The organism is Kitasatospora kazusensis (assembly GCF_039529945.1).
Classification (GTDB): domain Bacteria; phylum Actinomycetota; class Actinomycetes; order Streptomycetales; family Streptomycetaceae; genus Kitasatospora; species Kitasatospora kazusensis.
The window spans coordinates 121665-136203 of sequence record NZ_BAAANT010000014.1 but is presented as its reverse complement, the minus strand read 5'-3'; the positions used below and the strand labels follow the sequence as shown (position 1 = coordinate 136203).

Annotated in this window: 10 protein-coding genes and 1 pseudogene; 4 read left to right on the top strand and 7 right to left on the bottom strand. The window is 73.7% G+C overall.

Going from position 1 to position 14539, the window contains the following annotated elements; genetic code table 11:
- Nucleotides 1-280: 280 nt before the first annotated feature.
- Entirely contained in the window at nt 281-1114 is an 834-nt protein-coding gene (locus tag ABD330_RS15010) for a PIG-L family deacetylase (protein ID WP_344465026.1), read from the top strand.
- A gap of 100 nt (nt 1115-1214) precedes the next feature.
- On the opposite strand, the gene ABD330_RS15005 is transcribed toward ABD330_RS15010, so the two are convergent.
- Entirely contained in the window at nt 1215-2681 is a 1467-nt protein-coding gene (locus tag ABD330_RS15005; protein WP_344465024.1) for an FAD-dependent oxidoreductase, read from the bottom strand.
- A gap of 550 nt (nt 2682-3231) precedes the next feature.
- Between ABD330_RS15005 and ABD330_RS15000 the strand changes: the two genes are divergently transcribed.
- Nucleotides 3232-5586: a chitobiase/beta-hexosaminidase C-terminal domain-containing protein gene (locus ABD330_RS15000; protein ID WP_425555534.1), complete on the top strand. Its 2355-nt coding sequence runs from the start codon at nt 3232-3234 to the stop codon at nt 5584-5586.
- Between the two features lie 111 nt (nt 5587-5697).
- On the opposite strand, the gene ABD330_RS14995 is transcribed toward ABD330_RS15000, so the two are convergent.
- The 5 genes from ABD330_RS14995 to ABD330_RS14975 form a co-directional block, all read right to left on the bottom strand.
- Nucleotides 5698-8088: an ATP-binding cassette domain-containing protein gene (locus ABD330_RS14995; protein WP_344465019.1), complete on the bottom strand. Its 2391-nt coding sequence runs from the start codon at nt 8086-8088 to the stop codon at nt 5698-5700.
- 166 nt (nt 8089-8254) lie between these two features.
- Nucleotides 8255-9094 (bottom strand): class II fructose-bisphosphate aldolase, encoded by an 840-nt coding sequence (locus ABD330_RS14990; RefSeq protein ID WP_344465017.1) that lies wholly within the window; start codon nt 9092-9094, stop codon nt 8255-8257.
- Between the two features lie 27 nt (nt 9095-9121).
- Nucleotides 9122-10054, bottom strand: a complete 933-nt coding sequence (locus tag ABD330_RS14985) for a 1-phosphofructokinase family hexose kinase (RefSeq protein WP_344465015.1) — start codon at nt 10052-10054, stop codon at nt 9122-9124.
- The gene (locus ABD330_RS14980) at nt 10051-10989 is read right to left on the bottom strand and encodes an ROK family protein (RefSeq protein ID WP_344465014.1); all 939 of its coding nucleotides are present in this window, start codon (nt 10987-10989) and stop codon (nt 10051-10053) included. The genes ABD330_RS14985 and ABD330_RS14980 overlap by 4 nt, the downstream gene beginning before the upstream one ends.
- 130 nt (nt 10990-11119) lie before the next feature.
- The gene (locus tag ABD330_RS14975) at nt 11120-12091 is read right to left on the bottom strand and encodes an SIS domain-containing protein (protein WP_344465058.1); all 972 of its coding nucleotides are present in this window, start codon (nt 12089-12091) and stop codon (nt 11120-11122) included.
- A 241-nt stretch (nt 12092-12332) separates the two neighbouring features.
- On the opposite strand from ABD330_RS14975, the gene ABD330_RS14970 reads away from it, so the two are divergent.
- Nucleotides 12333-13202 carry an AfsR/SARP family transcriptional regulator gene (locus tag ABD330_RS14970; RefSeq protein WP_344465013.1) on the top strand — a complete coding sequence of 290 codons (870 nt, stop codon included), beginning with the start codon at nt 12333-12335 and terminating at the stop codon, nt 13200-13202.
- A 114-nt stretch (nt 13203-13316) separates the two neighbouring features.
- Nucleotides 13317-14114: a hypothetical protein gene (locus tag ABD330_RS14965; RefSeq protein ID WP_344465011.1), complete on the top strand. Its 798-nt coding sequence runs from the start codon at nt 13317-13319 to the stop codon at nt 14112-14114.
- 124 nt (nt 14115-14238) lie between these two features.
- Here the strand turns inward: ABD330_RS14965 and ABD330_RS14960 are convergent.
- Nucleotides 14239-14436: pseudogene (locus ABD330_RS14960) on the bottom strand (DUF4360 domain-containing protein); the annotation flags it as partial.
- Between the last annotated feature and the right edge of the window lie 103 nt (nt 14437-14539).

Genomic DNA, 14539 nt, shown 5'->3' with positions numbered 1-14539 from the left:
ACCACCTCTCTCCTCTGATCTCTCCGGGCCTTCGCGGAGCCCGGCACGGCCGGAGCGGGTACGTCTGCGAGCCGGCCGGCGCACCGCGCGCCTCACCACCGGTTCGTAGCCGCATCCGGAGAGGATTGGTGCCTACAGCCACCGAGCCCGGCCCTGGCAGCCCAGCAGCCGCCGGGCAGCCGAGCGGCCGGGCACCGGCCGCCGGGGTACCGGGTGGGTTCCTGTCACACCCGCGCGGCAGACTGGTGGCGGATCACTGGATCGACCCGAGGATGGATTCATGGCTGACCGGCCCTTGACACTGATGGCAGTCCACGCCCACCCCGACGACGAGGCGACGGGGACCGGGGGCGTGCTGGGACGCTACGCGGCGGAGGGCGTGCGGACGGTGCTCGTCACCTGTACCGACGGTGGCTGCGGCGACGGTCCGGGGGGCACCAAGCCGGGCGATCCCGGGCACGACCCGGCGGCCGTCGCCGAGTTGCGCCGCGCCGAACTCGAAGCGAGTTGCGAGATTCTGAAGATCAGTCATCTCGAACTGCTCGGGTACGCCGACTCCGGGATGATGGGCTGGCCGGCCAACGACAAGCCGGGATCGTTCTGGACCACGCCGGTGCAGGACGCGGCGGCCCGGCTGGGCGAGCTGATGCTGCATTACCGGCCCGACGTCGTCGTGACCTACGACGAGAACGGGTTCTACGGCCACCCCGACCACATCCAGGCGAACCGGATCACCATGGCGGCGCTGGAGCTGACCGGCCTGACCCCCAAGGTGTACTGGACGACGGCGCCGCGCTCCATGATGCAGAAGTTCGGCGAGGTCATGCGCGAGTTCGGCGCGGACTGGGACGAGCCTGGCCCGTCGGAGGCGGAGGAACTCTCCGAGATCGGGCTGCCCGACGAGGAGATCACGACCTGGGTGGACACCACCGAGTTCGGCAGCCAGAAGTTCGACGCGCTGGCCGCCCACGCCAGCCAGACCGAGAACATCTTCTTCCTGCAGATGGGCAAGGAGCGGTTCACCGAGCTGATGGGCATGGAGACCTTCGTCCGGGTCCGCGACACCACCGGTGCGGCCCTGCCGGAAAACGACCTCTTCGCCGGACTGCGCTGACCGCCGGGCCTGCGGGTTCCCGGCGGGTGGGTCCGCTCCGGGAGCCCGCAGGCCGCCGTCACCCGGCGCCTGTCACCCGGTGCCCGTCACCCGTCGGTGGTCACCCATCGGCCGGTGGAGCTGTCCGGCCGCAGGCCCGGTCCAGTTCCGCCCAGCCGTGCAGCTTCACGCGCTCGCCTCTTCCCAGTTCGACCGCGAGTTCCCGTTCGCGTGCGTCGATGCCCAGCCAGTCGGTGTAGCTGACCGGTCGTACGCCGCGGGCGGCCAGCAGCTCCGTCAGCCGGGGTGCGCGGGCGGCCCGGCACGCTGTTCCGTTCCCCGGTGTTCCGTCCCGCGCTTGCGCGTTCCGTGCCGCCTGGTCGGCGAGCAGGGCGCTGACCGTCCGCACCGCGTCGGACCGGTTCGTGCCGATCACCCCGGTGGGCCCGCGCCCCAGCCAGCCGACCACGTACTCGCCGGGCCGGGGGGTGCCGTCCGCTCCCAGTACCCGCCCCCCGGCGTTCGGGACGACGGACCGTCGTTCGTCGAAGGGCACCCCGGGCAGCGGCACGCTGCGGTAGCCCACCGACCGGAGCACCAGTTGGACCGGGAGGTCCGTGAACTCCCCGGTGCCGACCAGCAGGCCGGAGCCGTCCAGCGCGGTCCGTTCGACGCGCAGCCCCCGTACCCGGTCCGGCCCGGTGATCTCCACCGGCCGTAGCCAGAACCGGACCGACACCCGCCGGGGCCGGCCCTGCGGCGCGCGCCCCGCCCACTCCGCGAGGACGGCCAGGTTGCCCCGGACCCGCCGGTCGCCCGGTGGCGGACCACCGTCCGGTGGTGGACCGGCGTCCGGGCCGGAGGCCGCCGGGCAGGCCTCCGGCCGGTGCACGAGGACCTCACTGCCGGGCAGTTCGCCGAGCGCACGCAGCTCCCTGGGGGTGAACCGGGCCTCTTCGGGCCCGCGACGGCCGATGACGTGGATCTCCCGCACCCTGCTCGCCGCGAGTGCGGCGAGGACCGGTCCGGGTACGTCGGTGGCGCCGAAGTCGGCGGCGGGCCTGGCCAGCACGCGGGCCACGTCGAGCGCGACATTGCCCGAGCCGATCACCGCGACCGAGGTGGCGTCGAGGGCGAACCCCGCCGGGTCCGCGTCGGGGTGGCCGCAGTACCAGCGGACGAAGTCGGCCGCCGCCGCGCTGCCGGGCAGCTCCTCACCGGGGATCCGCAGCCGCCGGTCGAGCGTCGCGCCGGTCGCGTACACCACCGCGTCGTAGCAGCGCAGCAGCAGTTCGCGGTCCACGTCCCGGCCGAAGCACAGGCCGCCGAGGAAGCGGACCTGCGGGTGTTCGAGCACCCGCCGCAGGTAGTCGGCGATCGACCGGATCGACGGATGGTCGGGGGCGACGCCGTAGCGCACCAGGCCGTACGGCGTCGGCAGCCGTTCCAGGACGTCCACCTCGACCTCGCCGCCGGCCGCCCGTACCTGCTCGACCAGTGCCTCGGCGGTGTAGAGCCCGGCCGGCCCCGAGCCGACGACCGCCACTCTGGCACCCGCCGCGCTGCCGGACGGCCCGGGCGCGGTCACCGGACCGGAAGCGGTCGGCGGACCGGAAGCGGTCGGCGGGCCGGAAGCCGGCGGCGCGACCGCCGGGCGTCGGTCACGGCGCCCGCCGCGAGCTGCTCATGGGGATTCTCCTCCCGCCCCGGCCCGGCCGGAGGCAGTTGCGGGCCCGGTCCGCCGGCGGCCCTCGGAGGTGCGGAACCCCGGGGTCCGCCCGGGGCGCGGCCCTCTCCTCTCCATGGTGGCACCCACCGCCACCGCCTGCGCCCGCTGTCCAGGGCCGGCGTGCGCCGGCGCGGGCCGGTCCCCGGACGTATGTGATCTGCGGTCACCCGCCTACGCATCCCTTCAAGAAATGAACATTGCGCTATGGCTTGACGGTGGTTCAGACCACTAAGAGACTGCCATTCCGGATGCGCAGCTTCCCAAGTGTCCCTCGGGGAGCGTTTCTTGCCCAGCGATGCGAAGGTCCGCACCCGCATGACGACCCGAGTTGCGCTCTGAGATGTCGCCAGTTCTCCTCCTGCGCCGATCTGGCGTTCACTTCACGAACACAGACGAGAGGACCCACCGCATGCAACGCACCGACCGTCCGAGCCGCACCCCGTCCGATCCGGGGCGGGGCCGGCGCACTGTCGCGCTGCTCGCCGTTCTCGCCCTGGCGCTCGCGGGGCTCATCGGCCTCACCTCCGGCGCCGGGGGCGCCGCCGCCGACTCGGGCGACTACACCCAGAGCGCGGTGCAGCTGAGCGCCTCCCAGGCGCAGATCCGGTTCACACCGACGACCCCGGCCCGCTACGTGGACGTCCATTACCTGGTCAACGGGACCGGCCAGCAGAACTTCCGGATGACGGAGAGCGCCGGGACCTGGACCCAGAGCATCGCCTCACTGAACACCGGCACCTCGGTCGAGTACTGGTTCACCTACGAGAAGAACGGCCCGCAGTACGACACCCCCCACTTCAGCTACACCCAGGGCGGAAGCGCACCGAACCAGGCCGCCACGCCGACCTTCAGCCCGGCCGGCGGCACCTTCAGCACCGCCCAGACCGTCACCATCGGCGACGCGACGGCGGGTGCGGCCATCCACTACACCCTCGACGGCTCCACCCCCACCGCCTCCTCGCCCCGCTACAGCGCGCCGATCACCGTCGCCGCCACCACGACCGTGCAGGCCGTCGCCACCGCCGCCGGGCTGGCCGACTCGGCCACGGCGAGCGCCGCGTTCACCATCGGCGCCGCCACCGGCTGCCCGGCCCAGTCGGACACCCCGGACTTCGGCCCAGGCGTGCACGTCTTCGACCCCGGCATGTCCAGCGCCGCGATCCAGTCCCAACTCGACGCCCAGTTCGCCCAGATGAAGGACACCGCCACCGCCCAGTTCTCCGAGAACCGGGTCGCGGACCTGTTCAAGCCCGGCGTCTACAACGTCGAGGACAACGTCGGCTACTACACCTCCGTCGCGGGCCTCGGCCAGAACCCGGACGACGTCACCATCAACGGCCACGTCACCGTCGACGCCTTCAACGCCTCGGACCAGGGCAACGCGACGCAGAACTTCTGGCGCTCTGCCGAGAACCTGGCCATCAACCCGAGCGGCGCCGACCGCTGGGCCGTCGCGCAGGCCGCGCCCTTCCGGCGCATCGACGTCCACGGTGACCTCCAGCTCTACCCCGCCAGCTACGGCTGGGCGAGCGGCGGCTACCTCGCGGACGACAAGGTGACCGGCCAGGCGTCGTCCTCCTCGCAGCAGCAGTGGTACACCCGCGACAGCAGCCTGGGCAGCTGGTCCGGCGGCGTCTGGAACATGGTCTTCTCCGGCACCGGCGGCGCTCCGGCGAACACCTTCCCCAACCCGCCGGAGACCACGCTCCCCACCACCCCCGTCTCGCGGGACGTGCCCTACCTCTACCTCGACGGCACCGGGAAGTACCGGGTCTTCCTGCCTGCGCTGCGCACCAACGCCTCGGGCCCCAGCTGGGCCGGCGGCAGCACCCCGGGCAGCTCGCTGCCGATGAACCGGTTCTACGTCGTCAAGGCCGGTGACACCGCCACGACCATCAACACGGCCCTCGCGCAGGGGTGCGACCTGTTCGTCACCCCCGGCGTCTACCACCTCGACCGGACCCTCCACGTCACCAAGGCGGACACGGTCGTCCTCGGCATCGGGTACCCGACCTTCGTCCCGGACAACGGGGTCGACGCGATGCAGGTGGCCGACGTCGACGGCGTCCGGCTCAAGGGCCTGCTGTTCGACGCCGGCACCACCAACTCCGCCGCGCTGCTGACCGTCGGCACCGCCGGACCGGGCGCGAGCCACGCGGCCGACCCGACCACGATCCAGGACGTCTTCTTCCGGATCGGCGGTGAGATCGCGGGCAAGGCGACCAGCAGCCTGGTCGTCGACAGCAACGACGCGATCATCGACCACATCTGGGCCTGGCGCGCCGACCACGGCAACCCGGGCACCGTCGGCTGGGCGGTCAACACGGCCGACAACGGCCTGGTCGTGGGCGGCGACAACGTCGAGGCCACCGGCCTGTTCGTCGAGCACTACCAGAAGTACGAGGTCACCTGGAACGGCCAGAACGGCAGGACGGTCTTCTTCCAGAACGAGATGCCGTACGACGTGCCGAACCAGGCGGCCTGGCTTAGCCCGACCGGGACCAACGGGTACGCCGCGTACAAGGTGGGCGGCAACGTCACCTCGCACGAGGCGTGGGGGCTGGGCAGCTACTGCTACTTCAACGTGAATCCGGCGGTGAACAGCTACCACGCGTTCGAGGCCCCCGCCACCCCGGGCGTGCGGTTCCACGACGCGCTCACCGTCTCGCTCGGCGGCCAGGGCAGCATCACCCACGTCGTCGACGACACGGGAGCGAGCACGCCCCCGGGCACCGTGCCCAGCAACGTGGTCTCCTTCCCCTGACCCGAGGCCTGAACCTACGCCGGCCCGGTCCGCACCCTGCGGACCGGGCCGGCGCCCCGCTGCCCGACCCGGCCGCCCGACCCGGCCGCCCGGCCGCCGCGCGGGCTGCGCTCAGGCGCCGACGTACGCCGCGAGGTGCTCGCCGGTGAGGGTGGAGCGGGCGGCGACGAGGTCGGCGGGCGTGCCCTCGAAGACCACCAGGCCGCCGTCGTGGCCGGCGCCGGGGCCGAGGTCGATGATCCAGTCGGCGTGCGCCATGACCGCCTGGTGGTGCTCGATGACGATGACCGACTTGCCGGAGTCGACGAGCCGGTCGAGCAGGCCGAGCAGCTGCTCGACGTCGGCGAGGTGCAGCCCGGCGGTCGGCTCGTCCAGGACGTAGACGCCGCCCTTCTCGGCCATGTGGGTGGCCAGCTTGAGCCGTTGCCGCTCACCGCCGGACAGCGTGGTGAGCGGCTGGCCCAGGCTGAGGTAGCCGAGCCCGACATCGGCGAGCCGCCCCAGCACGGCGTGCGCGGCCGGTGTGCGCGCCTCGCCGGAGCCGAAGAACTCCTCGGCCTCGGCCACCGACATCGCGAGCACCTCGCTGATGTCGCGGCCCCCGAGGTGGTGGTCCAGCACCGACGCCTCGAAGCGCTTGCCCTCGCACTCCTCGCAGGTGCTGGCGACGCCGGCCATCATCGCCAGGTCGGTGTAGACGACGCCGGCGCCGTTGCAGCCGGGGCAGGCCCCCTCGGAGTTGGCGCTGAACAGGGCCGGTTTCACGCCGTTGGCCTTCGCGAACGCCTTGCGGACCGGGTCGAGCAGCCCGCTGTACGTCGCCGGGTTGCTCCGCCGGGAGCCGCGGATCGCACCCTGGTCGACCGACACCACACCCGCCCCGGGACCGATCGACCCGTGCACGAGCGAGCTCTTGCCGGAGCCCGCGACACCGGTGACGACGGTCAGCACCCCCAGCGGAATGTCGACGTCGACGTCACGCAGGTTGTTCGCCGTCGCACCCCGGACCGCCAGCACGCCCGTCGGCTTGCGCACCGACTCCTTCACGGCGGCCCGGTCGTCGAGATGGCGGCCGGTGACGGTGTCGCCGGCCCGCAGCCCCTCGACGGTGCCCTCGAAGCAGACGCTCCCGCCCGCCGAACCGGCACCGGGGCCGAGGTCGACCACGTGGTCGGCGATCGCGATCACCTCCGGCTTGTGCTCCACGACCAGCACCGTGTTGCCCTTGTCCCGCAGCTGTAGCAGCAGGCCGTTCATCCGCTGGATGTCGTGGGGGTGCAGACCCGTGGTCGGCTCGTCGAAGACGTAGGTGACGTCGGTGAGCGAGGAGCCGAGGTGCCGGATCATCTTGACGCGCTGCGCCTCACCGCCCGAGAGCGTGCCCGACGGCCGGTCGAGCGAGAGGTAGCCCAGCCCGATCTCGACGAACGAGTCGAGGGTCTGCCCCAGCGCGGCGAGCAGCGGTGCCACCGACGGCTCGCGGACGCCGCGGATCCAGCCGGCCAGGTCGCTGATCTGCATCGCGCAGACGTCGGCGATGTTGACCCCGCCGATCCGGGACGACCGGGCGGCCTCGGCGAGCCGGGTGCCGTCGCACTCGGGGCAGGTGGCGAAGGCGACCGCCCGGTCCACGAACGCCCGGATGTGCGGCTGCAGGGCCTCCCGGTCCTTGGCGAGGAACGACTTCTGGATCTTCGGGACCAGCCCCTCGTAGGTGAGGTTGATGCCGTTGATCTTCACCTTGACCGGCTCGCGGTAGAGGAAGTCGTGCAGCTCCTTCTCGGTGTACCGGCGGATCGGCTTCTCCGGGTCGAGGAAGCCGGACTCGGTGAAGATCCGCGTCGTCCAGTGGGCGTCCGTCGTGTAGCCGGGGACGGTGATCGCGCCCTCCGCGAGCGACTTCGAGTCGTCGAAGAGCTGCGTGAGGTCGATGTCGGAGACCGCGCCCCGGCCCTCGCAGCGCGGACACATGCCGCCGGTGCGGTGGAAGGTCGCCTTCACCGCCTTCTTGGCACCGCGCTCGACGGTGATCGCCCCGCTCGCCCGGACCGAGGGGACGTTGAAGGCGAACGCGCCCGGCGGGCCGATCTGCGGCTGCCCGAGCCGGCTGAACAGGATGCGCAGCATGGCGTTGGCGTCGGTGGCGGTGCCGACCGTGGAGCGGGGGTCGGCGCCCAGCCGCTGCTGGTCGACGATGATCGCGGTCGTCAGCCCCTCCAGTACGTCGACCTCGGGCCGCGCCGGCGTCGGCATGAAGCCCTGGACGAAGGCGCTGTAGGTCTCGTTGATCAGCCGCTGCGACTCCGCCGCGATCGTGCCGAACACCAGCGAGCTCTTGCCGGATCCGGAGACGCCGGTGAACACCGTCAGCCGCCGCTTGGGGATCTCGACGCTGAGGTCCTTGAGGTTGTTCACGCGCGCGCCGTGCACGCGGATCAGGTCATGGCCGTCGGCACCGCGTTGCGCGGGCGACCGCCGGTCCGTCCTCCTGGCCGTGCTCATCGTGTCTCCCTCGGTGAGGCGGGGCCGCCCTCGCGGTCTCCGTCCTGGACGGTCACGCGACCATCCAAGCGGATGCCTCCGACAATCGGCCCCCGGCCCCGGTGCGACACGGTCGGCAGCCGTCCCGGGCCGTCCCGGAGGGCCTGCCGACCCCGCCCCGCCCGGCTCAGGCCGGGCCCGCCACCACACGCAGCAGGTGGGCGACGGCGTCGGCCATCGCCGTGCGGCCGGCCCGTAGGTAGGGGCGCGGGTCCACGGCGGCCGGGTCCGCGGCCAGGTGGGTGCGGACGGCCGCGCTGAAGGCGATGTTCAGCGCCGTACCGATGTTGACCTTGGTCATGCCGGCGGCGACGGCGCGGGACAGGGTCCCGTCCGGGACGCCGGAGGAGCCGTGCAGCACCAGCGGGACGGGCACCGCCTCGCGCAGGCGGCCGATCAGCGCGTGGTCGAGCGCGGCCGAGCGGGTGGTCATGGCGTGCGAGCTGCCGACCGCGACCGCCAGGGCGTCGACCCCGGTGTCCTCGACGTAGCGCGCGGCCTCGCCCGGGTCGGTCCGTACGCCCGGGGCGTGCGCGCCGTCCTTGCCGCCGACCTCGCCCAGTTCGGCCTCCAGCCACAGGCCGTGGCGGTGCGCCCAGGCGGCCGCGTCCCTGGTGGCGGCGACGTTCTGCGCGTACGGCAGCTTCGAGGCGTCGAACATGGCCGAGCTGACCACGCCGTGCGCCGCGTGCAGCAGCGCCGGGTCCTCGACGTGGTCCAGGTGGAGCGCGACGGGGACGGCCGCCTCCCGCGCGAGCGCGGCGGCGGCGGACGCGATCGGCAGCAGCCGGCCGCCGTGGAAGGCGACCGCGTTCTCGCTGAGCTGCAGCACGACGGGGAGGCCGACGGCCTCGGCACCGGCGACTATCGCCTCGGCGTGTTCCAGGGTGATGACGTTGAACGCGGCGATGCCGCGCCCGCCGGTGTGCGCGTCGGCGATCAGTTCACCGGTGTGGGCCAGGGGCATGACGGGATTCCTCGGTGTGGTGGGTGGTCATGGGCCGGTGGCCGGGCCGTGGCGGCCGACGGTCACCAGGGGGAGCAGGCGGCGGTGGGCCGCGGCGTCGAAGCGCCCGGCGACCGGGCTGAGGACGGTGGCGGCGGAGAGCGCCACCGCCTCGGCCAGCCGCTCGGGCCACGGGCGGCCGTCCACCAGGCCGAGCACGAGGGCGGCGACCGCCGAGTCCCCGGCGCCGGTGGGATTGCCCTCCAGGCGCTCGGGCGGCCGGGCGAGCCAGCAGCCCTCGCCGGTGACGGCGAGCATGCCGTCGGCGCCGAGCGAGGCGACGACGGCTTGTGCGCCGCGCTCCCGCAGCAGCTGCGCGGCCCGGTACGGGTCGGCGGTGCCGGTGCTCTCGCGCAGCTCGTCGGCGTTGGGTTTCACGAGGTCCGGCCCGGCCGCGAGCGCGGCCGACAGGGGCACCCCCGAGGCGTCCAGCACGACGGGGACGCGGTGGAGCCGGGCGAGTTCGACCAGCGGACGGTAGGCGTCGGCGGGAACCCCGGGCGGCAGGCTGCCGGCCAGGACGACGCCCGAGCAGGCCGGGAGCAGCGCCGCGTAGTGCCGGACGAAGCCGGCCCACTCCTCGGCGGTGATCTCGGGGCCGGCCTCGTTGAGCATCGTGACGTCGCCGGCCCGCCGGTCGACCACCGCGATCGTGCGGCGGCTCTCGGCCGCGACGGGCAGCAGCGCGTCCGGCAGGCCGGCCAGGGCCAGCTCGGCCCGGACCGCCTGGCCGGTGGGGCCGCCGACCAGTCCGGTGACGACCGCCTCCCGGCCCAGCTGCGCCAGGACGCGGGCCACGTTGACGCCCTTGCCGCCGGCCTGGGCCCGGCTCGCCTCGACCCGGTTGCTGTGGTGCCGCCGCAGCTCGCCGACCTGATAGGTGACGTCCAGCGCGATGTTGGGGGTGACGGTGAGGATCATCCGCGTGGCGCTCCCGCACCGGCGGTGAACTCGTCCCAGGCCAGCAGGCCCGCGCCGACGCACCCGGCGGCGGCGCCCAGGGCCGCCGGTACGACCACCGGCGGGACGTGGAAGGTCACCCGGCGGGCGATCGCCGCGCCCAGCGGTCCGAAGAGGGTCGGTCCGGCCAGGGCCAGGCCGCCGCCGATCACGAACACCTCCGGGTCGAGCACCGCGGCGCAGAGCAGCACGCCGTCGGCCAGCGCCTCCACCGCCTCCTGCCAGACGGCGGCGGCCCGCTCCTCGCCGCGCTCGACGGCCCGGGCGACATCCTGGGCGCTGGAGCCGGCGGGGCCGCCGGCGGCGGTGTAGGCGCGGGCGACCGCGGCGGCGGAGGCCAGCGTCTCCAGGCAGCCGTACGCGCCGCAGCCGCAGCGCAGGCCGCCGGGCCGGACGACGACGTGGCCCACCTCGCCGGCCCGCCCGTGGGCGCCGGTCTCGATCCGGCCGTCGATGCCGATCGCGCCCGCGACGCCGGTCCCCAGCGCCAGGAAGACGAAGCGTCCGTGGCCCCGGGCGGCACCGAGCCGCGCCTCGGCCACGCCGCCGGCCCGCAGGTCGTGGCTCAGCGTGACCGGCAGGCCGAGGCGGTCGGTCAGCAGGTCGCGCAGGGGGACGTCCCGCCAGCCGAGGTTGGCCGAGTAGCGGGCGATCCCGTGTTCGTCGTCGAGGTTGCCGGGGACGGCGACGCCCGCTGCGACGGGTGCCCGGCCGGTACGGGACCGGGCGTCCGCCAGCAGCTCCGCAGCGAAGTCGAGCAGGCCGGCGACCACGGCGTCCGGCCCCCGGCCCCGCAGGGTCGGGCGGGTGGTCTGCGCGCCGAGCGAGCCGTCGGACGCCAGCAGGGCGGCTTTCATGCCCGTGCCGCCGACGTCCAGGGCGAGTACGTGGTTCATGGTGATCGGGTGTCCCTGCGGGTGCGTGGGTGCGCGGACGGGTCGGTGCGGGTGGCCGGTTCGGGGACGCCGGTTCCGGGGCGTCGGCCCGGGGCGCCGGGGAGGCCGCACGGGTGGGTCCGGTGGGTGCTCAGGCGTGGTCGGCGGCCAGGATCACCGAGCGGGTCAGGTTGAGCGGCCGGTCGGGGTCCAGCCCCTGGGCCTCGGCCGTGGCGACGGCGAGCCGGTGTACGCGGACCAGGTCGGCCATCGGGTCGAGGCCGGCCGGGCCGTCCTGGGAGCCGGCGACCAGCAGTCCGCCGACCCGGGCGATGTCCTGGTCGAGACCGGCGGGCAGGGCGCCGAACATCCAGGCCGCCCGGCCCGGCCGGGTGATCGCGATCGGGCCGTGCCGGTACTCCATCGCCGGGTAGGCCTCGGTCCACGCCCCGGCGGCCTCGCGCATCTTCAGCGCCGCCTCCAGGGCCAGGCCGTTCGTCCACCCGGCGCCCAGGAAGGTGATCTGGCCGGCGGCCGGCACGCCTGCGGGCAGCGGCGCCGCGAGCGCGAGCTCGGCGTCCGCGGCCGCCTGCGCGACCGTGCGCACACCGGGCGCGAGCGCGCCCTCGGCCTCCAGGTGGGCGCGCAGCAGGGCCAGTGCGGTGGTGGCGAACCGGGTCTGGACCACGGACTCCTCGTCGGCGAAGGCCAGCGCCACGCTGTGGTCGGCGATCCCGACGACGGGGGTGGCCGGGTCGCCGATCACCGCGGTGGTCCTGACGCTGCCGCGCAGTCGCCGCAGCACCTCCAGCACCTCCGTCGTGGTGCCGGACCGGGTGATCGCGAGTACCCGGTCGTAGGCCCGGCCGACCGGGAACTCGGACGCGGCGAAGGCGTCGGTCTGCCCGTGGCCGCCCGACTCGCGCAGCGCCGCGTACGACTGGGCCATGAACCACGAGGTCCCGCAGCCGATCACGGCCACCCGCTCGCCCCTGCCGGGGAGGGCGGCCGCATGGACGGGCACCAGCCCGGCGGCCTGCCGCCAGCAGGACGGCTGGGAAGCGGTCTCGACGGCGGTGCGGGACGCGGGGGTCGCGGCTGACGGGGACTCGGGGCTCGACATCGGGGTCTCCAGACGGCGGATGAGCATTGGATGCTCATTGGTGTTCGTTTGAAGCGAGTTTCGCTTAGAAATGCGCATCTGTCTACGCTCCAATGGACACGGTTCGAGCATCGGAACCGCCGTCCGGCCGTGCCGGTGCGCAGGCGGGATCCGACGGGCCGCAGCCGGGGCGGAGGGGGAAGATGGTGCGGGGGAGCGCCGTGCGGAGCGGGACTCCCATCCCTCGGGAGGTGGACGGACTGTGGGCACCGACGGTCGGCGGCGGGACCCGCCCGGCTGCGGAGCCGGAAGGCAGGTGTTCGCCGGCGCCGCGCTCGGCGCACCCCGGGCCGCCCCCGCGCAGGCTCCCCACCCGCCCGGACGGTCGTCCGTGCAGATCGACCTGTTAGGCGGCTTCAGGCTGCTGGTCGCCGATGTCCCGGTGCCCGTCCCGGCGGCCTCCGAGCGGCTGCTGGCCTTCGCCGCGCTGCACCGCCACGCCATGCCCCGGGCCTTCGTGGCGGGGACCCTGTGGCCCGAGACCTCCGACTGCCGGGCCTTGGCCAACCTGCGCTCGGTGCTCGCGCGGCTCGGGATCTCCGGCCGGTCGGCGCTGGAGATCAGGCCGGGCGAGATCTGCCTGGCGCAGCGGGTCGCCGTGGACCTCCACCGGGCGCGCGAGCTGGCCCTGCACGTCCTCGACCCGGCCACCCCGGGCGAGGACCTCGGGCCGGCCGGACTCGGCCTGACGGGCCTCCCGCTGGAGCTGCTGCCCGGCTGGTACGACGACTGGATCCTCGCCGAGGCCGAGAACTGGAGGCAACTGAGCCTGCAGACCCTCGAAGTGCTCTCCGGGAAGCTGGTCCGGGCCCGGCAGTTCGCGGGTGCGGTGACCGCCGCCAGCGCGGCGGTGCGGGCCGATCCGCTGCGCGAGAGCGCGCAGGCGGCCCTCGTCCGCGCCCACCTCGCCGAGGGCAACCAGTCGGAGGCGGTCCGCGCCTTCAGACGCTACGAGTGCCTGCTGCGCGACGAGTTGGGACTGCGTCCGACCGCGCTGCTGTCCGGGCTGGTGACCGGCCTGTGTGGGGATCCGCACCCCGGCGTGGGCGGCGCGGTCGGGCGCGGCCGGTGAACCCCTGCCCGGGGCCGCCGCCCGGCGGGCGCGGCCGTCACGCCCGCGTCACGCCGCTGCGACACCGGTGTCCGGACGATGGCCTCGTGTCCCGACCACACGAGGAGTTGTGTCATGAGCACCGACATCCCGTATTCCGCCGTCGTCCCAGCCCCCCACGACTCGGTCCGCATCGTCCCGCTCCATTCGGATTCGGAGCTGTTCGGGTCGCCGGAGGGCGGTGCTCCGGCGGCCGCTCCGCAGCTGACGTTCCGCGGCGGACCGCTGCTCACCGCCGTCAAGGTCTTCACCGTCTACTGGGGCGCCGCCTGGTCCACCGCCCCGCTGTCCGACACGGCGGCCAAGCTCGACGGGTTCTTCGACTTCGTCCTGACCAGCCCGCTGCTCGACATGCTGGGCGAGTACCGCGACGTGAACGGCCTGCAGGTCGGCCACGGATCCCACATCGGGCGGGCCGTGGTGACCACTCCCGCACCCAAGCACGTCGTCACCGACGCGGGGATCCAGCACCTGCTCCAGCAGGAGCTGGGTGCCAATCCGGCCTTCCCCGCCGCCGACACCGAAACGCTGTACTTCGTCTACCTGCCGCCGGGCACCTCCGTCGTCCAGGGCGGATCCCGCTCCTGCCAGGCCTTCTGCGGCTACCACAACGACATCGGCGGTCAGATCTTCTACGCGGCCATGCCCTACCCGGGCTGCACCGGCTGCACCGGCACCCTGACCCCCTTCGACGCCCTGACCTCCACAAGCTCCCACGAACTCTCCGAGGCGATCACGGACCCGATCCCGGGCAAGGGCTGGTACGACGACGTCAACGGTGAGATCGGTGACATCTGCGCCTGGAAGACCCACTCGGTCGGCGCCTACACCGTGCAGTCGGAGTGGTCGAACCTCAAGAACGCCTGCATCTGACGAGCGTCAACATCTGACGACCGCCAACATCTGACGAACGCCGGTATCCGGCGGGTCCGAGGTGCCCGGCCGCGTCCGCACGCGGCCGGGCACCTCGGCTGCGCGCCGTCCGCGACGGTCGGGCGCACTGCTTCCAGGCGAGGTGGTACGTGGTGTCGATGCTGCCGTCGGTCGAGTCCACCGTCATGAGCTGGTCGTCCTGGTCGGGTCGGAGGTGCCGGCGGCGACCCGGAGTTCGGTGTTGATGTTGAAGTTGCGGTCCTCCCCGCAGGGGGCTCGACGAGGAGGTCTGGGGCGATCCCTGGAAGTAGTAGTTCGCCCGCGGCGCGCCTGCCAAGACTTGATGTGTCCATGCCATCACGTGGCAGGCGTCCGCGTACAGGGCGCGGGCGGCGTCGGGCGTGGGAAGTGCCCGGCCGACTGCC

Excerpts from the sequence above, each read along its gene's own strand:
- ABD330_RS15010 (WP_344465026.1), top strand. The coding sequence starts at position 281 with ATGGCTGACCGGCCCTTGACACTGATGGCAGTCCACGCCCACCCCGAC.
- ABD330_RS15000 (WP_425555534.1), top strand. The coding sequence starts at position 3,232 with ATGCAACGCACCGACCGTCCGAGCCGCACCCCGTCCGATCCGGGGCGG.
- ABD330_RS14995 (WP_344465019.1), bottom strand. The coding sequence starts at position 8,088 with ATGAGCACGGCCAGGAGGACGGACCGGCGGTCGCCCGCGCAACGCGGT.
- ABD330_RS14990 (WP_344465017.1), bottom strand. The coding sequence starts at position 9,094 with ATGCCCCTGGCCCACACCGGTGAACTGATCGCCGACGCGCACACCGGC.
- ABD330_RS14985 (WP_344465015.1), bottom strand. The coding sequence starts at position 10,054 with ATGATCCTCACCGTCACCCCCAACATCGCGCTGGACGTCACCTATCAG.
- ABD330_RS14980 (WP_344465014.1), bottom strand. The coding sequence starts at position 10,989 with ATGAACCACGTACTCGCCCTGGACGTCGGCGGCACGGGCATGAAAGCC.
- ABD330_RS14975 (WP_344465058.1), bottom strand. The coding sequence starts at position 12,091 with ATGTCGAGCCCCGAGTCCCCGTCAGCCGCGACCCCCGCGTCCCGCACC.
- ABD330_RS14965 (WP_344465011.1), top strand. The coding sequence starts at position 13,317 with ATGAGCACCGACATCCCGTATTCCGCCGTCGTCCCAGCCCCCCACGAC.